Annotated in this window: 18 protein-coding genes; 14 read left to right on the top strand and 4 right to left on the bottom strand. The window is 73.5% G+C overall.

From position 1 onward, the window contains the following. Window positions 1–53 precede the first annotated feature (53 nt). Window positions 54–887 carry a LolA-like protein gene (locus tag GA0070614_RS03265; protein WP_088974575.1) on the top strand — a complete coding sequence of 278 codons (834 nt, stop codon included), beginning with the start codon at window positions 54–56 and terminating at the stop codon, window positions 885–887. Between the two features lie 68 nt (window positions 888–955). Then, window positions 956–1,474: a DUF2716 domain-containing protein gene (locus GA0070614_RS03260; protein WP_088974574.1), complete on the top strand. Its 519-nt coding sequence runs from the start codon at window positions 956–958 to the stop codon at window positions 1,472–1,474. 144 nt (window positions 1,475–1,618) lie between these two features. Here GA0070614_RS03260 and GA0070614_RS03255 read toward each other — a convergent pair whose 3' ends face one another. Beyond that, the gene (locus tag GA0070614_RS03255; protein WP_088974573.1) at window positions 1,619–2,587 is read right to left on the bottom strand and encodes a hypothetical protein; all 969 of its coding nucleotides are present in this window, start codon (window positions 2,585–2,587) and stop codon (window positions 1,619–1,621) included. A 160-nt stretch (window positions 2,588–2,747) separates the two neighbouring features. Here GA0070614_RS03255 and GA0070614_RS03250 point away from each other — a divergent pair, with 160 nt between their 5' ends. The 3 genes from GA0070614_RS03250 (at window position 2,748) to GA0070614_RS03240 (ending at window position 4,766) form a co-directional block, all read left to right on the top strand. Beyond that, window positions 2,748–3,314 carry a uridine kinase family protein gene (locus GA0070614_RS03250; protein ID WP_331715099.1) on the top strand — a complete coding sequence of 189 codons (567 nt, stop codon included), beginning with the start codon at window positions 2,748–2,750 and terminating at the stop codon, window positions 3,312–3,314. Between the two features lie 132 nt (window positions 3,315–3,446). Beyond that, on the top strand, window positions 3,447–3,689 hold the full coding sequence (locus tag GA0070614_RS03245; RefSeq protein ID WP_088974572.1) for a hypothetical protein: 243 nt from the start codon (window positions 3,447–3,449) through the stop codon (window positions 3,687–3,689). A 171-nt stretch (window positions 3,690–3,860) separates the two neighbouring features. Then, a complete protein-coding gene (locus GA0070614_RS03240) occupies window positions 3,861–4,766 on the top strand; it encodes an RICIN domain-containing protein (RefSeq protein WP_157744918.1) in 906 nt (301 codons plus the stop codon). 112 nt (window positions 4,767–4,878) lie between these two features. On the opposite strand, the gene GA0070614_RS31385 is transcribed toward GA0070614_RS03240, so the two are convergent. Further along, window positions 4,879–7,275 carry a glycoside hydrolase family 10 protein gene (locus tag GA0070614_RS31385; RefSeq protein WP_088974570.1) on the bottom strand — a complete coding sequence of 799 codons (2,397 nt, stop codon included), beginning with the start codon at window positions 7,273–7,275 and terminating at the stop codon, window positions 4,879–4,881. 165 nt (window positions 7,276–7,440) lie between these two features. On the opposite strand from GA0070614_RS31385, the gene GA0070614_RS03230 reads away from it, so the two are divergent. From GA0070614_RS03230 to GA0070614_RS03190, 9 genes are all read left to right on the top strand, one after another. Then, window positions 7,441–8,754, top strand: coding sequence for an ABC transporter substrate-binding protein (locus GA0070614_RS03230; protein ID WP_157744917.1), 1,314 nt, complete (start codon window positions 7,441–7,443; stop codon window positions 8,752–8,754). A gap of 80 nt (window positions 8,755–8,834) precedes the next feature. Beyond that, a complete protein-coding gene (locus tag GA0070614_RS03225; protein WP_088974568.1) occupies window positions 8,835–9,719 on the top strand; it encodes a carbohydrate ABC transporter permease in 885 nt (294 codons plus the stop codon). Further along, a complete protein-coding gene (locus GA0070614_RS03220) occupies window positions 9,716–10,540 on the top strand; it encodes a carbohydrate ABC transporter permease (protein WP_088974567.1) in 825 nt (274 codons plus the stop codon). The genes GA0070614_RS03225 and GA0070614_RS03220 overlap by 4 nt, the downstream gene beginning before the upstream one ends. Beyond that, window positions 10,537–11,262, top strand: coding sequence for a GntR family transcriptional regulator (locus tag GA0070614_RS03215; RefSeq protein ID WP_197701414.1), 726 nt, complete (start codon window positions 10,537–10,539; stop codon window positions 11,260–11,262). Before GA0070614_RS03220 ends, GA0070614_RS03215 begins: the two co-directional genes overlap by 4 nt. Next, window positions 11,259–12,284: an ROK family protein gene (locus GA0070614_RS03210; RefSeq protein ID WP_088974565.1), complete on the top strand. Its 1,026-nt coding sequence runs from the start codon at window positions 11,259–11,261 to the stop codon at window positions 12,282–12,284. The genes GA0070614_RS03215 and GA0070614_RS03210 overlap by 4 nt, the downstream gene beginning before the upstream one ends. Beyond that, window positions 12,281–13,759 (top strand): DUF4127 family protein, encoded by a 1,479-nt coding sequence (locus tag GA0070614_RS03205; protein WP_157744916.1) that lies wholly within the window; start codon window positions 12,281–12,283, stop codon window positions 13,757–13,759. The genes GA0070614_RS03210 and GA0070614_RS03205 overlap by 4 nt, the downstream gene beginning before the upstream one ends. Then, window positions 13,746–15,416, top strand: a complete 1,671-nt coding sequence (locus GA0070614_RS03200) for an FAD-dependent oxidoreductase (RefSeq protein ID WP_088974563.1) — start codon at window positions 13,746–13,748, stop codon at window positions 15,414–15,416. Before GA0070614_RS03205 ends, GA0070614_RS03200 begins: the two co-directional genes overlap by 14 nt. Beyond that, a complete protein-coding gene (locus GA0070614_RS03195) occupies window positions 15,413–16,099 on the top strand; it encodes an N-acetylmannosamine-6-phosphate 2-epimerase (protein ID WP_088974562.1) in 687 nt (228 codons plus the stop codon). Before GA0070614_RS03200 ends, GA0070614_RS03195 begins: the two co-directional genes overlap by 4 nt. Continuing rightward, a complete protein-coding gene (locus tag GA0070614_RS03190; protein ID WP_088974561.1) occupies window positions 16,096–18,597 on the top strand; it encodes a glycoside hydrolase family 38 N-terminal domain-containing protein in 2,502 nt (833 codons plus the stop codon). Before GA0070614_RS03195 ends, GA0070614_RS03190 begins: the two co-directional genes overlap by 4 nt. A gap of 25 nt (window positions 18,598–18,622) precedes the next feature. Here GA0070614_RS03190 and GA0070614_RS03185 read toward each other — a convergent pair whose 3' ends face one another. Together GA0070614_RS03185 and GA0070614_RS03180 are read right to left on the bottom strand one after the other, a co-directional pair. After that, window positions 18,623–19,108, bottom strand: coding sequence for a hypothetical protein (locus GA0070614_RS03185; RefSeq protein WP_088974560.1), 486 nt, complete (start codon window positions 19,106–19,108; stop codon window positions 18,623–18,625). A gap of 375 nt (window positions 19,109–19,483) precedes the next feature. After that, window positions 19,484–19,891 carry a four-helix bundle copper-binding protein gene (locus GA0070614_RS03180; RefSeq protein ID WP_088974559.1) on the bottom strand — a complete coding sequence of 136 codons (408 nt, stop codon included), beginning with the start codon at window positions 19,889–19,891 and terminating at the stop codon, window positions 19,484–19,486. Window positions 19,892–20,047: the final 156 nt, after the last annotated feature.

The raw sequence follows: 20,047 nt of genomic DNA, 5'->3' as shown, positions 1-20,047 counted from the left end.
GTCGTCGGTCGATCTGGGGCGAGCCCAGAATCCTGCGGGGGAAAGAAGCTTTCGTGTCACTTTGGAAGAGGACCACTGTGGCGGTGGTCTCCGCCGTCACGGCATTCGCGGTGGCTGCCTGCGGCTCGGTGCCGGGCTCCGACGCGGGCAAGCAGCCCAGCGTGCTGGAGCTGCTCGCCACCGATCTCAAGGGCTCGTTGCAGAAGACGATCGACGCCACCGAGAAGAGCGACTCGGTGACGCTGACGATGCAGGGCACGGCGGACACCGAGAAGATCTCGGCGCGTGGCGTCATCGATCTGGGTGACCCGGTCAAGGTGGAGATGACCACCGCTCTCCCGGACGGCACCCAGGGCACCGTTCGGATGATCGGTTCTGTGTTCTTCGTCGAGATTCCGGCCGAGGACCGTGCGGGAATGGGCGGGAAGCGCTGGATGAAGCTGGACCTGACCAAGGCCGGCGAGCAGGCGGGGATGAACGTCACCAGGCAGTTCGAGGACGTCGACCCGACCAAGCAGGTCAAGACGCTCCTCGCCACCGAGGGCGTCACCGTCGTCGGCGAGGAGACGGTGAACGGGGCGCGCACCGTCCACTACACCGTCGCGGCTCCGGTGGCGGCCCACCTCAAGCACCTGGACGCCAAGCTGCGCTCGGGTGTCGAGCAGCAGTTCGCCAAGCAGGGCGTCAAGGAGATCAAGATCGACCTCTGGGTCGACGAGCAGTACCGGCCGCGCCGGGTGGGCATGCTCATGGGCAAGATGGGCGACATCACGATCGACTACACCGACTACGGCAAGCCGGTGAACATCGCGACGCCGCCGCCGGCCGAGACCGCCGACTTCGCCGAGATGATGAAGGGCCTGACGGACCTCTCCACCGGCAACTGACCGGAGCCCGCCACTGCCCGCCCGGCCTCTCGCCGGGCGGGCAGTGGCGCTTCACGTAGGGTGCGGCGGTGGCGACGAGGGCGTACCAGGAACTCCGTGGTGAGGCGACGCGCGTGTGGGACGCCTTCTACGCGATGTTCGACTTCCGGCCGAGCATGCATCGTTTCCCCGCCATCGTCGAGCCGACGCCGTCGGTCACCTGGAGCCTCACCCACCTCGACGACGATCCCACCGAGGCGGGACTGGACCGTCTGACCCAGGTCGTGCGGGACGGCTTCGCGTCGTTGGTGGGGGAGGGGTCGCTGCTGTGTCTGGACTGGCAGCATCCGTGCTACCGGGTGTGGCCGAGCCTCGTCGGGCCCGAGAACCTCGATCCACCAGGGCGGCCGGGATGGCCGTTGTCGCCGTATCCCGACGGGGACTATCACATCTACCTGGCCGAGGATCTCCGCTTCGGCTGCTTCGGCCATCCGTGGGAGTCCTCGCTGTGCGTCTTCGGCGCCGAGCTGCTCGACATGGTCGCGGCGGACCTGCACCCGGTGCTCCGACACGTCATCCGCCGGGACGGCCGCCCGGTCACGGCATGATCCATGAGTACGGTCAGGTGCGCGTGGAGTGCTCGTAGCTGAGGCCCGGCCGTAACTCCACCGCCGCGACCCTCCGAACTGGGCACCGCGACTTCATCCGCGGGCTGCGGGGTCCCGAGCCGGGCCGGCTCCACTCGGGCGGGATCACCTGGTGTGACCACCGTGGAGGCGGGCAGGGCCGATTGCCACCTCCGCGAGGTAGATGCAGGTGCGCCCCTCGTGCGAGGAGTAGTAGCTGACCCGTAGCAGGTCGTCGTGCCAGACCATGCCGGGATAGCTGGTGTCACCGCCGGAGGGGAGGGTGACCATCTCGGTCAGCTCGCCGCGCGCGGCGTCGACGGCGCAGATCGCGGTGCGCGGGCGGCCGTCGAGGAGGCGCACGCCGGCGACCAGCCGGCCGTCCGGCAGCCGGAGCAGGCTCGGCCCGCCCACCTGTACTCCCAGGTCCGTCCAGTGCCAGTCCCGGTAGGGCGGGCGGGCCCGGCCGAGCTGGGCGGTGGCGGCGTCCCGGTCCCGGCGCAGCAGGCAGATGGCCGTGTCGTCCGGGTCGAACACCAGGCCCGATTCGTTCGGGTAGCCGTCGGCGAACAGGGTCGGCACCACCGGTTGCAGGTCCCACCCGTCGCCGCTGCGGTACAGCCGGACGAAGCGGGGCTCGCGGGTGGCGTAGCCGACGCCGTACATCGCGCCGGCGTGCCATGCCGCCCGCCACAGCCAGACGTCCGGCTCGCCGACCGGCGTCGGGTCGCCCCAGCGGTGCCCGTCCGGAGAGAGCCACGCCATGGTACGGACGGATCGGGTGGCCTCGCCGGTCACCGCGGCGGCGTACAGGTGCAGCCGGCCGTCGGGCCGGGGGACGAAACGGGGGTCCCGCAGGTCGCTGCCGTCGCGGCGCAGCACCGCTGCCGAGGCCCAGGAGCGCCCGTCCGGCGAGGCCAGCACCCGGATCACGCCGTCGCCGGCAACGTGCGAGGCGCCCTCGCGGAAGGCGCAGAACCAGGCCCCGTCATGGCGGACCAGGTCGGTGAAGGCGCTGTGCGGGGCGGTGTCACCGATCCGGCTCACCGCCGTGACCTCGGCGTCCACGGTACGGTCGATCGGTGGCGGAGTCATGCGAGGCGGTCTCCTGGGACGTCCGGTCGGGTCGCCCACGCTAGGGTCCGCGGCTGACGGCCGGACGGCCCCGTGGCGAACGGCGGACGAACAGCCTCGGCCATCGTCGCGTTCACCGGCTGGCCGGCCACGCCGATTGCAGATGCCCTAGATTCCGATCGTGGACATCGACGGCATCCTCGCCGAGGTCGCCCGCAGGCCGGCGGTGGGTGGCGTACGCATCATCGGCGTCGACGGCCCCGCCGGCGGCGGCAAGAGCACGCTCGCGGCGCGGCTGGCCGAGGTGGCGCACGCGCCGATCGTCGAGATCGACGACTTCGTCTCCTGGGACGACCCGACCGGTGAGCGCTGGTGGCCGCGCTTCGACGCGCAGGTGCTGCGGCCGTTGCTGCGCGGCGAGGACGCGCGCTTCCAGCGACGCGACTGGTCGGACTGGCGCGGTGACTCGCTCGGCGGCTGGAGGACCGTGCCGCACCACGACCTCGTCGTCGTCGAAGGCGTCACCTGCACGCGCCGCTGCACGGTGGGGCGACTGGCGTTCGCCGTGTTCGTCGAGGCGCCGGAGGACGTCCGGCTGCGGCGAGGGCTGGCACGCGACCACGGCCAGCCCTACGACGTCGAGGCACTGTGGCGGGCCTGGATGGTGAAGGAGCGGGAGTTCTTCGCCGCGGACGGCACCCGTGAGCGGGCCGATCTCATCGTGCGGACCGGCGACGGCTCGGTGTGACGACCTCCCGGGTTCGGGCGCGTTCCGCACGGTCGACGATCAGGTTGCGGTGCTGCTGGACCGGTGGGACATCGAGCCGCAGGCGATCCGGTTCCTGCTCGCTGTCCTCGCCGCGCAGCATGCCGGTCACGGGTGCGCGTCGCGGACCGGATCGCCGCTCTGGCCGCCGAGCTGGTCGGTACCCAGCAGGGCGCGTACCTCCGGCTCGCGCTGGAACTCGTGCACGGCCGCGACGAGCGGGCGGTCGCCCTGGCGACGGAGATCGTCGGCTGGGCCGACCGGCTGGAGCCGCAGTGGCTGGAGGCGTCCGGTGTGCCCGACGGGATCAAGGCGGCGCACGTGCTCACCGAAGGGCCGCTCTGCACCATCGACTGACCGTCCACGGACAATTCCCTTTCGCCGTGGGCGCGGTGAACAGGACCTCCTGCGGAGCACGGAGACGAACGGGTCGACGTGCAGCAGGAACCGGCTCGGAGTGAAAATCGACGGACTCCCCGACGTGAATACCTCGTCGATGATTCCGCGCGTCGTGTTAGCGTGATTTTCATGATCACCGGTGCGAGACCACTGCTCTTTCTTGCCGGTCTTCTGGCGATCGGCACGACGGCGTACAGCGTGCCCGCGTATGGGGAAGTGGCGTCCGGGAGTACGGCGTCGATCGGTCCCGCCGTCCACGGCGCGGCCGCCGCCTTCGGGCCTTTCGGACCTTCCACCTGTGCTCAGGGATTCGTGTGGCGGGAGGCCAGACCGGACGACCACGTCTGCGTGGACCCGAAGATGCGGCAATTCGTGAGACTGGACAACAGGAACCCCAATCAGTTCCGCAACCCGGCCGACCAGACCTTCGGGCCGGATACGTGCCAGCAGGGATTCGTGTGGCGCGAGGCGACGCCCGAGGATCATCTCTGCGTCGCGCCTCAGGTCCGGGAAACGCACAAGAGGCTCAACGAGAGTGCGTCCAACCGGTGGGCGGCAACCGTTTCCAGACGGGGTGAAACCACGACTGTGCCGTTCGTGCAGTTCGGTGAACTCGACCGGCTGCACAGCGCCTATTCCGGCCGGAACGACCTGGTCGTCGACCTGGCGGACATGAAGGTGAAACCGGATACGAACCGGCCGACCGAGCGGGTCCGCTTCCTGCGTCGGGGCGGACGGGTCGCCTACCAGAACGCCTTCCAGATCATGGACGCCGCCAGCGGGCAGTGCCTGAGCGTGCGCGGCGGCGGGACGGAGAACGGGGCCGGCCTGGTGCTGGAGAACTGTGGCTGGCGCGCGAACCAGACCTGGCACCTCCAGCGCCGTGCCGACGACAAGTGGGAGCTGCGGGCCGGGCACAGCGACAAGTGCCTCGACGCGGCCAACGCCGCCCTGACGGCCCCGCCGCCCGGCGCCTTCGTGCAGCAGTGGGAGTGCGTCGGCGGCCAGAACCAGGCATGGAACTTCACCGGCTGACTCCCGAGCCGGTCGACGGCTGACGGTCGCAGGGTCGGGAACAGCAGCAGCCGTTGCCCGGCGGTGATCGGAGAGCGGCAGGGGGCACCGGGTCGGTGCCCCCTGCCGGCGGTCAGGCGAGTTCCGCCCAGCGGGCGTACATGCGCAGGTCGCGGATGGTGCGTCGGGTGAGGTCGGGCTGCACCCTGGTACCCCAGCCGCCTGCGGCGGTCGCCGCCTTCTCCAGTTGGTCGGCGGCCGCCGCGACGCCGGCGGGAGGCAGGCCGGGGCGCAGCAGCGCGGCGGCGGCGGTCAGCCGGGCGCGTACCTCGGCGGTGACGGCGGCGGGTGCGCAGGCGGTCGCCCGGGTGAGGCCGTCGCGCAGGGCGGTCACGCCGCGCAGCGCCGCCGCCCGGTGGTCGGCGTGCGGCACCACCGACGGGGTGCGGAACGACCCTTCCCGCAGCGCCTCCTGCTGGCGGGCGTTGAGCTGGTTGTACGCGAACAGCGCCGCGCCGTCGGAGTCCGCGTCGTTGACCGCCTGCACCTGGTCGAGCACCAGGTCGGGGGAGGAGCCGCGCAGCGGCCCGTAGGTGGCGGTGTAGAGCGGCACGTCACCGACCCGCTCGCGCATCACCGCGGTGTCCTGGCCGACGGAGCCGGCCGAGGTGCCGAAGGACATGCCGGTGAGGAAGTCCAGGGTGTCGTCGTCGACCCACGCCCCCCAGTTCTGGAACTTCTTGCTCAGCCCGTCGGTCGGGTCGGCGAACACGGCCGCGGAGAGCTTGCGGTCGCCGGCGATGCGGCGTTGCAGCGCGCGGACCTCGTCGACGAAGGTGGTGATCCGCTCCTCTCGCCAGGCGTTCCAGGTCGCCCAGAGCGGCGACTGCGGGTCGAGGGTGTACGGGTCGACGCCGTGCGTGGCGGCGAACGTCTGCCTGCTGTACGACGAGTACGAGAAGTCCGCCCCGTAGGGCAGCGACACCGGGTAGCGGATGTAGTCCAGGTGCAGCCCGTCGACGTCGTAGCCGCGCAGGATCTCGTCGTAGGTGGCGAGCACGTGGGCACGGACGGCGGGGATGGCCGGGTCGACCCAGAAGTAGCCGGGTTCCATCCGGGACGGCTGCGGGCCGGTTTTGCCGACGTCCTCGCGTTCGACCGCGGCCCACTCCGGGTGGGCCTTGAGCACCGGACCGCCGCCGGCCTCGATGCCCACGAAGAACGTGTGCGTCCAGGCGTGCAGTTCCACGCCCCGGGCGTGTGCCTCGTCGATCCACACCTTCAGCGGGTCGAAGCCGCGCATCTCCGGCCGTTGGGCGGGGATGCCGGCCCGCTCGGCGACGCCGCTGGGGTAGATGGTGTACCCGCCCCAGACGGTCTCCAGGAAGACCATGTTGAAGCCGGCGGCGGCGATCCGGTCGAGGGAGGCGCGGATCTGCTCGGGCGTGGTCTCGATGGGGCGTACCCAGAGGCCCCGACCCTCGACGGGGCGCGACTCCCGGGCGCGGTAGCCGGCGACGTCGGCGCGGCGGGTGGCGTCGCGGGCCAGTTCGGCGGCGCGTTCCGGGTCGGTGGCGGCGGCCGTGCGGGCCCGGTCGAGCAGGCTGGCGGACTCGGCGAGGGCGGTGTCGATCGACGCGGGGTCGACGGCGAGGCAGGAGGCGACGGCGGCGGTGGAGGCGGTGCGGGCGGTGGCGGCGGCCCGCTCCGCGCCGAGCAGGTAGCTCTGCGCGTCGACCTCGACGGTCACGGTGTCGCCGTCGAGGGTGACCTTCGCGCCCAGCGGGGCGTTGCCCTCCAGCCAGGAGCCGCGGGATCCGTGCCCGGAGAGCACGAATCCGTCGGCCGGGATGGCGCTGTTGCCGCCGCCGCGGGCGGTGACCCGGTCGCCGGTCACGGTGATCTCGTAGCCGAAGTCGTTGGTGCCGGTGGTGGGTCGGCCGGCGGCGGAGGTGTAGGCGATCAGCTGCTCGGCGCCGCGGCAGCCCGGGAAGCACTGGCCGGTGGCGGGGTCGATGCCGCCCGGGTGGCTGGCCGCGGTCGGGTCGGTGGCGGTCACGGTGGTGGTGGCCGTGCGGATGAGCAGGTTACGCAGCTGCACCCGGTCGCCGGCGCGCAGGCGGTCACGGATGAAGCGCCGGTCGTCGGTGCCGCCTGCCTCGGGCGGGGACGCGGACAGGACCGCCCCGTCGGCGGGGATGGTGTTGTTGCCGGGCTTCGGGCAGGCGTCGAAGACGGTGCAGACGCTGAGCACCTCGTACGTGCCGCCGCCGAGCGCGCGCAGCACGGCCTCGCCGCCGAAGGCGTTCGTCTTTGTCTCGGCGCCGGCGTCCGGGGTGTAGAGGGCGAGCATGCCGGCGGCTCGCGAGGAGGGGTTGATCGCGTCGATGGTGGCGGTGGAGCCGTCGGCGGCGACGACGGTCGGCAGGCCGGGGTCGGCGGCGGCCGCCGGGACGGCCGTCAGGCCGAGCAGGAGAGCTCCGGCGATGCCGGCGACGGTGATCCGGCGGAGGGGGGTGGGGGTAGGCATGCGGCTCATCGTGGTCCCGGTGGTACGGACAAGTCAAGGCTTCGCTGCGGTGCCTAAACGGGACATCCGGCATCCAATCGCCAGGCAGGACTTGACCACCTCTCGTTCATGGTCCAGAGTCACCGGCACTGGTCCGTACCACTACCCCCCTCTGGAGGACCCCTCATGAGGCGTACCCGCGCCTTCGCGGCCGCCGCCCTGGCGGCCGTGCTTCTCGTCAGCGGCTGCGGCCTGTCCAGCGGCGACGACGCCGCCTCCGGTGGAGCCGGTGGCGACACGATCAGCGGCGAGGTCAAGGGCGAGATCACCTTCTCGACGCTGGCGCTCAAGCCGACGTTCGACGAGTACATCACCAAGCTCATCGCCGACTTCGAGGCGAAGCACCCCGGCACCAAGGTCAACTGGATCGACCTGCCGTTCCAGGGCGCGCAGGAGAAGATCACCAACGACGCCCAGGCCGGGACGCTGCCGGACGTGGTCAACCTCAACCCGAACTTCGCCCAGAAGCTGGAGAAGCAGGGCGTCTTCGTCGACCTCGACAAGAACGCCGCCGACGTCAAGGGCAGCCACGTCCCGGGCGCCTGGGACGCCTTCAAGGTCCCGGGACAGTCGGGCGCGTACGGCCTGCCGTGGTACCTCACCAGCGAGGTCACCATGTACAACAAGGACCTCTACGCCAAGGCCGGTCTCGACCCGAACACCCCGCCGAAGACCATCGACGAGCTGCTCGCCCAGACCAGGCAGCTCTCCGCGGCCGGCAAGGGCGCCTTCTACGGCTGGCACCCGGCGCTGGAGAACACCTTCGTGCCGAACCTCGCCAAGCTCGGTGTGCCGCTGCTCAACGCCGACGCCACGCAGTGGACCTTCAACACTCCGGAGGCCGTGCAGTACGTGACCGCGCTGCGTGACCTGTACGCGAGCAAGGCGATCGCTCCGGACTGGCTGACCGAGAACCACTCGAAGGCCACCGAGGCGTACTCGGCCGGGCGTACCGCGCTCTTCCCCTCCGGCCCGAACTTCCTCAAGGTGGTCGGCGAGAACGCCCCGGCGGTGGCGAAGGCCACCGGCGTCGCCGGCCAGATCGCCAGCGCCGAGGGCACCACGAACATGTCGGTGATGGGTCTGCTGATCCCCCGTAAGAGCAAGAACCAGGCCACCGCGCTGGCGTTCGCCAAGTTCGTCACCAACGCGGAGAACCAGCTCGCCTTCGCCAAGATCGTGACGATCCTGCCGTCCACTGCGGACTCCCTGAAGGATCCGTACTTCACCCAGGTCACCGACACCGACCCCACGTCCGTGGCCCGCAAGATCTCCGCCGAGCAGATCGCCAAGGCCAAGACCCTCACCCCGGTGCAGTGGGACGACCGCACCAAGGCGACCGTGATCGGCAAGGTCCAGCTCGCGGTCAAGGGCGACCTCGACCCGAAGACCGCCCTGGACGAGGCCGTCGCCGAGGCGAACAAGCTGCTCGCCCGGTAGGTCCGCACCGCCGGCGCCGCCCGCCGCCCCCCTCGGCGGGCGGCGCCACCACCCCGCGCAACCGACAGGAGCTTCCCGACGTGATCGGCCGTCGCTGGTACGTGCCCTGGCTCTTCCTCGCCCCGGCCCTGGTCGTCACCGCCGTGATGACGTGGGGACCGTTGGCCAACACCGGCGTGCTCGCCTTCACCGACGCGCAGGCGCTCGGCGGCGGCGAGTTCACCGGCCTGGCCAACTTCCGCCGGCTCGCCGCCGACGACGAGTTCTTCCGCGCCCTGGGCAACACCGGCCTCTACCTGGTCGTGGTGGTGCCGGCGCTGGTGCTGCTGCCGCTGCTGCTGGCCCAACTGGTGCACGCCAAGCTGCCCGGCATCGGCGCCTTCCGGGCCGTCTTCTACTCCCCGGTCATCGCCTCGATGGTGGTGGTCGGACTGATCTGGAGCTGGCTGCTGTCCTCCGAGGGCCTGGTCAACGCGGTCCTGCTCAAGCTGCGGATCGTCGCCGAGCCGCTGCCGTTCCTCACCGACGCGACGCTGCTGCTCTTCGCCTGCATGCTGGTGACCGTCTGGAAGGGCCTCGGCTACTACATGGTCATCTACCTGGCGGCCCTGTCCAACGTGCCGAGCGAGCTGTACGAGGCGGCCAAGGTCGACGGCGCCGGGGCGATCCGCCGGTTCCGGTCGGTGACCGTGCCGACCGTACGCCCGACGATGCTGCTGGTCGGCGCGCTGTCGGCGATCTCCGCGACCAAGGTCTTCGCCGAGATCTACGTGATGTCCTCCGGCACCGCCGGCCCGGGCGGGCAGGCCAAGTCGATCGTCTACTACATCCGGGAGGTCGGCCTCGGCGTCGACGGCGAGATCGGGTACGCCTCGGCGATGAGCCTGGTGCTCTTCGTCGGCACCCTCGGTCTGTCCGTCCTGGCGCTGGTGCTGCGTCGCCGGAACGAGGGGAGCGAGGCATGAGGCGCCACGGCCCGGTGGCTCTGCGCTACGTCCTGCTGCTGGCCATGGCCGTACTGCTGGTCGGACCATTCGCGTGGCAGCTGCTCACCTCGCTCAAGGGCACCGCCGAGCCGATCTACGGCCCCGACGTGACGTGGCTGCCGCAGGACCCGACACTCGGCAACTTCGCCAAGGTCGCCGAGGTCATCCCGGTCTGGCGCTACATCGCCAACTCGGCGATGGTCGCCACCGCCAGCGTGCTTACCAACTGCCTGCTCGGCGCGATGGCGGGCTACGCGCTGGCCCGGATGCGCTTCCGCGGCCGAGGCGCGGTGTTCGCCGCCGTGCTCGCGTCGCTGGTGGTGCCGTTCGAGGTCATCATGGTCAACGTCTTCCTGACCGTACGCAGCCTCGGCCTGGTCGACACCCTGCTCGGCGTGCTGCTGCCCGGCGCGGTGTCCGGCCTGTCCATCCTGGTCATGCGGACCGCCTTCCTCGCCCTGCCGCGCGAGGTGGAGGAGGCCGCCTCGATCGACGGCGCGGGGGAGTGGGCCCGGTTCTGGAAGGTGGCGCTGCCCAGCGTGCGCGGCTCGCTCGCCGTCGTCGGCGTGTTCAGCTTCCTCTTCGCCTGGGACGACTTCCTCTGGCCGCTGATCGTGCTGAAGAACCCGGACAACTTCACCCTGACCGTGGGTCTGCAGTACCTGTCCGGCACCTTCACCAACGACCAGCGGGTCGTCGCCGCTGGCACGATGATCGCGGTGCTGCCGCTGATGGCAGTCTTCTTCGCCCTGCAGCGGCTGTTCTTCCGCGGGGTCGGCGAAGGTGGCGTGAAGGGGTGAGTGTGCTCAACAAGGCCGGCTACAAGCACGAGGCGCTCTACACGGCGCTGCGCGCCGAGATCGGCGCGGACCTGCGACCGCACGACCCGCTGCCCAGCGAACGTGAACTGGTCGCCCGCTTCGGCGTGAGCCGGGCCACCGTCCGGCAGGCGATCGGCCGCCTGGAAGAGGAGGGCCTGGTCTACCGCGCCCAGGGCGCCGGCACCTTCGTGGCCGACCCGGCCACCATCTCCAAGTCGCTCGCGCTCACCTCGTTCAGCGAGGACATGCGCAACCGCCGGCTCACCCCGGACTCGCGGCTGCTCGACCTCACCGTCGCGTCGGCGTCGGTGCAGGTCGCCCGGGACCTGGCCGTCTCGCCCGGCGCGGACGTGGTGCACGTGCGCCGACTGCGCCTCGCCGACAGCCTGCCGATGTGTCTGGAGGAGGTGTGGCTGCCCGCCGAGCGGATCGGCGACCTGGACGCGTCCGTCATCGCCGGGTCCCTCTACGAGGCCCTCGCCGAGCGGGGTGTCCGCCCGCACCACGCCGACCAGGTCATCGCCGCGACGGTCGTCGACGCCGAGCAGGCCCGGCTGTTGCAGGTGGCCCCGTACTCGCCCGCCCTGCGGGTGGACCGGGTCACCTACGACGAGAGCGGCACCGCCGTCGAGCGGGCCGAGAGCATCTACCGGGCCGACCGCTACGACTTCCGCATCACCGTGACCCGAAGGACACCATGACTGCGCCCGTCGTCGCCGCCGTCGACATCGGCGGCACGAAGACCGCCGCCGCGCTGGTCCGCGGCGGCGCCGTGCTCGCCCGTACCCAGGCGCCCACGCCGGCCACCGACGGAGCCGCCGCCGTCCTCGACACCGCCGCCGCGCTGGTGCGTTCCCTCGGCGGCGCGCCGGTCGCGGTCGGCGTCGGCGCCCCTGGCCTGGTCGATCCCGGCACCGACCGGGTCACCGCCGCCACCTCGTCGATCCGCGACTGGTCCGACGTGGACGTGGTGGCCGGGACGCGGACCCGGCTCGGGCTGCCCGGGGCCGTCCTCAACGACGTTCAGGCGTTCACCCTCGGCGAGGCGGTGCACGGCGCCGGGCGCGGGCTGCCCACGGTGCTCGGCGTCGCCGTCGGCACCGGCGTCGGTGGTGGGGTGCTGACCGAAGGCCGGCTGCTCACCGGCCGGCGCGGCGCCGCCGGACACGTCGGGCACGTGCCGGTGCCGCAGGCCGTCGGGCTGCCCTGCCCGTGCGGCGCGACCGGGCACGTCGAGGCGGTCGCGGCCGGCCCCGCGATGGCCGCCGGCTACGCCGCGCGCACCGGCGCCGTCGGGCTCGCCCTCACCGAGGTGGTACGCCGTGCCCGGGCCGGCGACCCGGCGGCGCTCGCGGTGATCACCCGGGCCGGAGAGGCCCTCGGCGTCGCGCTGGCCGGCCTGGCCAACACCCTCGACCCGGACGTCGTCGTGGTCGGTGGCGGGGCCGCCGTGCCGGAGCTGCTCGACGCGCTGCGCCCCGCGTTCGCCGCCTCCTGCCTGCCCGTGCTCGGCGAGGTGGCGCTGGTGCCGGCCGCGCTCGGCACCGACGCGCAGCTCGTCGGGGCCGCCGAGGCGGCGCTGCGGGCGCTGCCGCAGCCGACCGGCGGGGCGGCGTCCTCGCCGCCGGCGTCGAGCGGCGTCGACACCGCTCACCGGGCCGCGGCGGACCTGGACACGAACGGCCGATCGGGAGCCACGGCGTCGCGGGCGGTGCCGCGGTGATCCGGCTGGCGCTGGTCCCGCTGGACGACCGGCCGGTGTGCCGGGTGCTGCCGGCGATGGTGGCCGCCGTCGCCGGGGCCGCCGTCGACACGCCCCCGGCGGCGTTGCTGCCGGCCGGTCGCCGCCCCGGCGACCCGGACCGGCTCGCCGACTGGTTGCGCTCCACCTCCGCCGAGGCGGCCGTGGTCGCCCTGGAGACCCTCGGGCACGGCGGACTGATCGCCTCCCGGCTGCACCACGAACCCGTACCGGTCGTGCTCGACCGCTGGGCGGCGCTGCGCGACGTGGCCGGACCGGTGCACGCCGCCACCGTCGTGCAGCGCACTCCGGACGCCGACGACGCCGGGGAGGAGCCCGACTACTGGGCCACGTACGGGCGGGCGCTGCACGCGTACTCCGCCGACCTGCACCGTCTCCTCGACGGCGCCGGTGCCCGGCCGTCGACCGACGTGCCCGCCCCGGTGCGGCAGGACTTCCTGCGCCGCCGGCAGCGCAACCACGTCCTCAACCAGGTCGCGCTCTCCCTCGCCGCCGAGGGGGTGCTCGACACCCTGGTCGTCGGCGCCGACGACACCGCGCCGGCCGCGGTCGGCACCGCCGAGTGGCGGTGGCTGCGCGCCTGGACCGGGTGGCTGGAGCTCGGCGACCGGGTGCTGGCCCATCCCGGCGCGGACGAGATCGGCGCGGTGCTGGTGGCCCGCACCCTCACCTCGGCGGCCGGGCACCGGCCCCGCGTCGCCATCGCCTGCGCCGAGCCGGACGGACTGCGGCGGGTGGCCCGCTACGAGCCGGTGCCCATCGGCGCCGGCGTCGCCAGCCAGGCCGCCGCGGCCGGCGCCGACCTCGTGGACGGCGCCGCCGCCGAGGCGGTGCTGGTGGTGCACGCGCCACAGCCCGTCGACGCCGACTGGGCCACCGCCCCGCCGGTCGACACCGACCCGGCACCGGTCGCCCGCACCGCCGCACTGGTCCGCCGGCTGCTCGCCGACGGTCACACCGTCGCCCTCGCCGACTGTGCGCTCGGCAACGGCGCCGACCCGCGGCTGGTGGCCGACCTCGCCGCCGACGGCGCCCTCGCCCGGCTCGCCGCGTTCGCCGGCTGGAACACCGCCGGCAACACCCTCGGCAGCGCCCTCGCGACGCTCGTCGCGTACCAGGTCGGACGGGCCCACGGCACCCTGGACCCGGCGGCGGCCCGCCGGCTGCTCGCGCACCGGCTGGTCGACGACCACCTCTACATGTCCTACGCCCGACCCCGGCTGCGCCGCGAGCGCGGCACCGACCCGACCCGCCACGATCACGTCCCGGCCGCCGAGACGCCGGCGGTGACCGCCCGGATCGTCGAGCTGCTCGACCGGCGCTGGCGCGAGCTGCGGCCGGTGCCCGGACTGGCGGCGCCCCGCTCGGTGAGTCTGCCGTGGCAGCGCACCTACGAGATCGACTTCGCCCTGGAGGAGACCGGTGGACAGCCCTGACCCGACGGTCACCGTCGACGTCGCCGTCGTCGGCGGCGGCCTCGGCGGGGTCGCCGCCGCCCTCGCCGCCGCCCGCGCCGGGCGCAGCGTGCTGGTGACCGACGAGTACTCACGCGTCGGCGGGCAGGTCACCACGCAGGCCCTGCCCGCGCTCGACGAGCATCCGCACATCGAGAGCTTCGGCGCGTCGGCGTCCTACCGGGCGTTCCGGGCCGCCGTCCGCGCCCACTACGGTGGCGTCGCCAACCCGGGCGGCGGCTGGGTGAGCCGGCTCTGCTTCGAGCCGGCCGTCGCCGGGCGGATCCTCGACGAGCTGCTCGCCGAGGCGGGCGTCACCGTGCTGACGGGTCGCTCGCCGGTGGCCGTACGAGCCACGGACGGCCGGGTCCACGACGTCACCCTCGACGACGGCACGGTGATCGCCGCGACCGTCTTCTGCGACGCGACCGAGCGCGGCGACCTCGCGCCCCTCGCCGGATTCGCCACCCTGCACGGCTCGGAGGGACGCGACGCCCACGGCGAGCCGGATGCGGTGCCCGGCGGCCCCGACCCGGCCGCCCAGCAGTCGTTCACCTGGTGCGCGCTGGTCGAGCACCACCCCGGCGCCGACTTCACCGGCCCCGCCCCCGCCCGGTACGCCGAGCTGCGCCACCGCCTCTGCTTCGACATCGCCGGCTGGGACGGCGACGTGCACCGCTACCGGATGTTCACCGACGGGCCGGACGGCAAGCCGCCGTTCTGGACCTACCGGAGGCTGCGCGCCACGGCCCCCGAGCTGGTCGTGCTCAACTGGGCGTCGAACGACTGCGCCGGGCAGGATCCGCTCGGTGACCCGGCCGGCGCCGAACGGGCCGGCCGGGAGCTGACCGCCGCCTTCGTGCACTGGCTCCGCACCGAGGCGCCCCGTGAGGACGGTGGGCGCGGATTTCCCGGCCTGCGCCTGGCCCCGGAGGCCGCCGGCACCCCGGACGGCTTCGCCGAGGCGCCGTACCTGCGCGAATCCCGGCGGATCGTCGTCGACCGGCCGGTCACCGGCCACGACCTCGCGCCGGTCGAGGGGCGGGCCCGCGCCCGGCACCTGCCCGGCTCGCTCGGCGTCACCTGGTACCACGTCGACCTGCACGAACGCACCGGGCACCCGGCACCGGTGTACCGACCCACCGCGCCGTTCACGATCCCGGCGTCCGCGCTGGTGCCGCGCGGCGCGGTGAACCTGCTCGCCGCCGCGAAGAACCTCGGCGCCACACAGATCGCCGCCGCCGCGTACCGGGTGCACCACGGCGAGTGGGCCGTCGGCGAGGCCGCCGGGACGCTCGCCGCGCGGTGCGCGGCGCAGCGGCGGTCGGTCGGTGACGTGCTCACCGACCCGGCGCTGCTGATCGCCGTGCAGCGTGACCTGGTCGCCGCCGGGGTGCCGCTGGCCTGGATCGCCGACGTGTCCACCGACGATCCCCGGTTCGCCGCCGTCCACCTCGCCGCCGCGCACGGCGCCCTGGAGGGGGACCGGCGTGCCTCACTCGCCGTCGAACCGGACCGACCCGCCGGCTGCGGCGACGTCGACGCGGTGCGCCGGGCGGCACTCGCGCTCGGGGCAGGCCCGTCGATCGCCGACACCACCCGCCCCTTCGGGGCCGTACTGGAGGATCTCATCCGATGACCGTGCTCGACGACCTCCGAGGCCGGTTGGTGGTCTCCTGCCAGGCCGATCCCGGCGAGCCGCTGGACGACCCGGCGCACATCGTCGCGCTCGCCCGCTCGGCGCTGCGCGGCGGCGCCGCCGGCATCCGGGCCCAGGGCCTGCGGGACCTGCGGGCGCTGCGCGCCGCTCTGCCGGACACCCCGCTGATCGGGCTGGTCAAGGACGGCACGAGCGGCGTCTACATCACCCCGACCCTGACGCACGTCCTCGCCGTCGCCGAGACCGGGGTGGACATCGTCGCGGTCGACGGCACCCGGCGGCAGCGCCCCGACGGGCGTACCCTCGCCGACACGGTGGCGGCGCTGCGCGAGCGGTACGACGTGCTCGTCATGGCCGACGTCGCCGCCCTGGCCGACGCGCAGGCCGCGGTCGCCGCCGGGGTCGACCTGGTCGGCACCACCCTCGCCGGCTACACCGGGGGCGCCGTGCCGCACGACCCAGACCTGGACCTCGTCGGCGCGTTGGCCGCCCGGTTGCCGGTGCCCGTGGTGGCCGAGGGGCGGATCAACACGCCCGAGGAGGCCGCCGAGGCGCTGCGCCTCGGCGCCCACAGCGTGGTCGTCGGCACCGCCATCACCCGGCCCGCCGTGATCACCTCGCGGTTCGCCGCCGCCCTCGTCACCTCTCGGGAGCTGTCATGACCGTCCACGTGGTGCACCACACGCACTGGGACCGCGAGTGGTACCGGCCGATGGAGTCGTTCCGGGCGCGTCTCGCCGAGCTGGTCGAGCGGATCTGCGACCAGCTCGACCGGGGCGAGCTGTCCACCTTCCACCTGGACGGGCAGACCATCACCGCGGCCGACGCGCTCGCCGTCCGCCCCGATCTCGCCGAGCGGGTACGCGGGCACGCCGCCGCCGGTCGACTGTCGGTGGGCCCGTGGCACGTGCTCGCCGACAACCAGCTCGTCTCCGGCGAGAACCTGATCCGCAACCTCCTCGCCGCCCGCCGGGTCGCGGCCGACCTCGGCCTGGAGCTGGCCACCATCGGCTACTGCCCGGACGCCTTCGGCCACCCGGCCGACCTGCCCCGGGTGCTGCGCGGCTTCGGGCTGGACACCGCGCTGGTCTGGCGCGGCGCGCCACCGCGGCACGCCCGGTTCACCTGGCGCTCCCCGGACGGCTCGGCGGTGCTCGCGGTCAACCAGGGCTACTACGAGCCGGAGGTGCTGTGGGAGGCCGCATCCGCGCCGGAGCGGCTCGACGCGTTCCGGTCCAAGCAGTCCGCACGCGACGCCGACGGACCGTATCTGCTGCTCAACGGCGGTGACCATCTCGCCCCCCGGCCGCTGCCCGCCGGGCTCGCGGCCACCGAGGGCACCCTCGCCGGCTACTTCGACCTGATCCGCGACCGGATGCCGGCCGACGCGGTCGTGACGGGCGAGCTGCGCCACCCGGGCGACTGGCTGACCTTCGTGCTGGCCGGCACCCTCTCCACCCGCCTCTACCTCAAGCAGGCCAACGCGGCGGCCGAGACGCTGCTGGAGTCGTGGGTCGAGCCGCTCACCGTCCGGGCCCGGCGCGCGTCGGCGGTCGGGCTGCTGCGCCACGCCTGGGACCTGGTGCTGCAGAACGCCCCGCACGACTCGATCTGCGGCTGCTCGGTGGACGAGGTGCACCGGGAGAACGAGGTCCGCTTCGCCAAGGCCGTCCAGGTCGGCGAGCACCTGCTCGAGCGGGCCCTGCTCGACCTCGGCCTGGACACCCGGTTGGCCGGGGACCCGGTCACCGACGCCGCCGCCGTGGTGGTGCTCAACCCGCACGCCGCGCCGACCACCGCGCCGGTCACCGTGGACGTGTACACCGCGCCGGGGCACACCGTCACCGGTCTGCGCGACACGTCCGGCGCCCCGGTCCCGTACGAGCTGCGCGAGGTGGAGCCGACTCCGCTGTTCTGCGCCGACCTGGACATCCTCCCGGACACCCGGGACACCGTGCGGCACCGGCTCGCCTTCGTCGCTGACGCGCCGGCCGGTGGGTGGACCGGCTACACCGCCACCGTCTCGGCCGGCGAGGCGGGCACCCCCGCCGACGGGGTCCCCGGGCGCTCCGTCACCCGGGACGGCTGGCGGGTCACCGTGGCCGACGACGCCTCCTTCACCCTGGTCGACGTCGCGTCCGGGCGGACGCTGCCCGGCCTCGGCCGGCTGGTCGACGTCGGTGACGCGGGCGACACGTACACCTACGACCCGCCGGTGTCCGACGAGACCGTCGTGCCGGTGCTCCGTGACGCCCACGTCCACGACAGCGACGTCGCCTCCCGGATCGTGGTGCGCGCCGACCTGGACGTCCCGGCGGGGCTGACCGCCGACCGCAGCGCCCGCCGCGCCGAGCGGGTGGTCCTGCCGCTGACGATCACCGCGACGCTGTGGGCCGGCGTGCCCGAGCTGGACTGGACCGTCGAGTTCGACAACATCGCCGACGACCACCGCGTCCAGGCGCACTTCCCGGCCGACGCACCGGCCACCACCTGGCGGGCGGACACCCATTTCAGCGTGCTGGAACGGCCGCTCAAGGCGCCGCTCGGCGCGCTGCCCACCGACCGCGGTCACGAGGCCGACGCCGGGGTCGCCCCGGTCCGGTCCTGGTCCGCGCTGCCGGGCCTGGCGGTCCTCGCCCCGGGACTGCCCGAGGTGCAGGGCGTCGCCGGTGACCGGCCGTCGCTGGCGGTGACGATCCTGCGCGCGGTGGGCTGGCTGTCACGCCCGGACCTGCGGGCACGCACCGCCGGCGCCGGCCCGCAGCTGCGTACGCCCGAGGCACAGTGCCGGCGTACGGTCCGGGCGTCGGTCGGTGTCCGGCTGGACACCGACGAGGCGTCGGTGGCTGCCGCGGCCGCCCGACGGCGGGCCCCGCTGCGCGCCTGGCAACTTCGGCCCGGTCGGGCCGCGCCCGCACCGGTGACCGGGTTGCGGGTCGACGGGGCGCTGGTCTCGGCGCACAAGCCCGCCGAGGACGGGAAGGGGGCGGTGCTGCGCCTGGTCAACCCGACGTCGACCGAGGTGGTCGCCACGGTCACCGGCGTCGACGGGCCGCTGACGGAGTGCGATCTGGCGGAGACGGCCGGCGCGGAGGTGTGCGACCCGAGCGCCGGAATCCCGCTCGGCCCGTACGCCACCCGGACGTTCCGGCTGCCGTAGGGGAAGGATCCTGCTCGCCGAGGCGTCAGTACATCGGGGTGAAGCAGGTGGTGAAGCCGGCCGCCCCTTTCGTCTGCAGCATCCAGTGCTCGCCGGGACGGACGATCCCGCCCAGGAAGCTGTTGATGTCGTTGGCGACGTTCGCCTCGCTGATGCAGTACTCCGGCGGGTTCTCGTCGCCGACCAGCAGGCGCACCGTGCCGGTCCGGCCGCCGGTGAAGTAGGCGGCGACGTATCCGTAGCCCTTCGCCTGGTACACCTGGTTGAAGCGGGGGCGGAAGCGTGCCGAGGTGGGCCGGTCCGCCGTGGCGGCGGCGCCGGACACGGCGGCCTGCACCGCCTCGACCGTCCGCTGTGCCTCCGTGGCCAGGCGGGCCAGCCGGTCGGTGTCCTGCAGCAGCGGCGCGGCCTGCGCGGTGGCCGCGTCGACGCGGCGCACCTTCTGTTCCAGCTTGTCGAGGCGGGCCAGCAACCGCTCGTGCTCATCCCGGGTGACCCTGTTGCCGAACAAGCTCGTCCTCCGTCTCGTCGTCGCGTCGCGTCGCGTCCCATGATCGCGGGTGCGGCGTGGGTGTCACCTCATCCAGGTGGCCACGGATGGCGGGGGATCCGTGGTGTACCAGCGCCTGCGGCAGCAGGCGTCGGACGCGCGGGCACTCCTGCCCGGAGATCGGGTTGCCGCGCAGGTCCAGTACCCGCAGCGGTGAGCTGGCCACCCACCAGACCCAGTTCCCGCCGGGCGGACTGCCGGGCCAGGAACGGCAGGAGCGCCTCCAGGGAGCAGCAGCGCAGGGCCGGCAAGGGCGAGCAGTTCCAGATGGCCACACACGAGGGGAGCGGACGGTGCCGGCACCCGCACGGGGTGGCCGGCACCGTCGGCCCGTTCTCAACTGATGGTGGCCAGCAGGTCCCGGCAGGCCCGCTCACCCGCGCGGCACGCGTCGGCGCAGATCCGGCAGTGCTCGTGCTTGTCGGCGTGACCGGCGCACTCGTCGCCGCAGGACGTGCACGCGGTGGCGCACGCCTCCAGCAGGGCGCGGCTGATGTTCGCGTCGTAGCCGGTGTGCCGGGACAGCACCCGGGCGGTGGTGGCGCAGATGTCGGCGCAGTCGAGGTTCGTCCGGACGCACGTGGTCAGCTCGGCGACCATGTCCTCGCTCAGGCAGGCGTCCGCGCAGGCGGTGCAGGCCTGGGCGCAGTCGTTGAGCGCGTCGATCGTCGCTGCGAGCTTCGCGCGGTCCAGGTTGATCGACTTCGGGTACGTCTCCAGCATGGGCATGGTGGTGCTCGGCATCACACACTCCTCTCGGCTCGGTTCCTTCCGCCCTACCCGAAGAGTCCCGACACACACCGCGGTGCGGCAGGAACCTGGCGCCGCGATCAGCGTCGACCGGCCCGCCGCGACGGCCCGTGGCTCCGCCGAGCCATACGCTGGCCCTGGCCGCCGACG

The organism is Micromonospora coxensis, from assembly GCF_900090295.1.
GTDB classification, from domain to species: domain Bacteria; phylum Actinomycetota; class Actinomycetes; order Mycobacteriales; family Micromonosporaceae; genus Micromonospora; species Micromonospora coxensis.
The sequence above is the reverse complement of the archived record's forward strand: the minus strand, read 5'-3'. Positions and strand labels throughout refer to the sequence as shown.

Excerpts from the sequence above, each read along its gene's own strand:
- GA0070614_RS03255 (WP_088974573.1), bottom strand. The coding sequence starts at position 2,587 with ATGACTCCGCCACCGATCGACCGTACCGTGGACGCCGAGGTCACGGCG.
- GA0070614_RS03240 (WP_157744918.1), top strand. The coding sequence starts at position 3,861 with ATGATCACCGGTGCGAGACCACTGCTCTTTCTTGCCGGTCTTCTGGCG.
- GA0070614_RS31385 (WP_088974570.1), bottom strand. The coding sequence starts at position 7,275 with ATGCCTACCCCCACCCCCCTCCGCCGGATCACCGTCGCCGGCATCGCC.
- GA0070614_RS03230 (WP_157744917.1), top strand. The coding sequence starts at position 7,441 with ATGAGGCGTACCCGCGCCTTCGCGGCCGCCGCCCTGGCGGCCGTGCTT.
- GA0070614_RS03220 (WP_088974567.1), top strand. The coding sequence starts at position 9,716 with ATGAGGCGCCACGGCCCGGTGGCTCTGCGCTACGTCCTGCTGCTGGCC.
- GA0070614_RS03210 (WP_088974565.1), top strand. The coding sequence starts at position 11,259 with ATGACTGCGCCCGTCGTCGCCGCCGTCGACATCGGCGGCACGAAGACC.
- GA0070614_RS03195 (WP_088974562.1), top strand. The coding sequence starts at position 15,413 with ATGACCGTGCTCGACGACCTCCGAGGCCGGTTGGTGGTCTCCTGCCAG.
- GA0070614_RS03190 (WP_088974561.1), top strand. The coding sequence starts at position 16,096 with ATGACCGTCCACGTGGTGCACCACACGCACTGGGACCGCGAGTGGTAC.
- GA0070614_RS03180 (WP_088974559.1), bottom strand. The coding sequence starts at position 19,891 with ATGCCGAGCACCACCATGCCCATGCTGGAGACGTACCCGAAGTCGATC.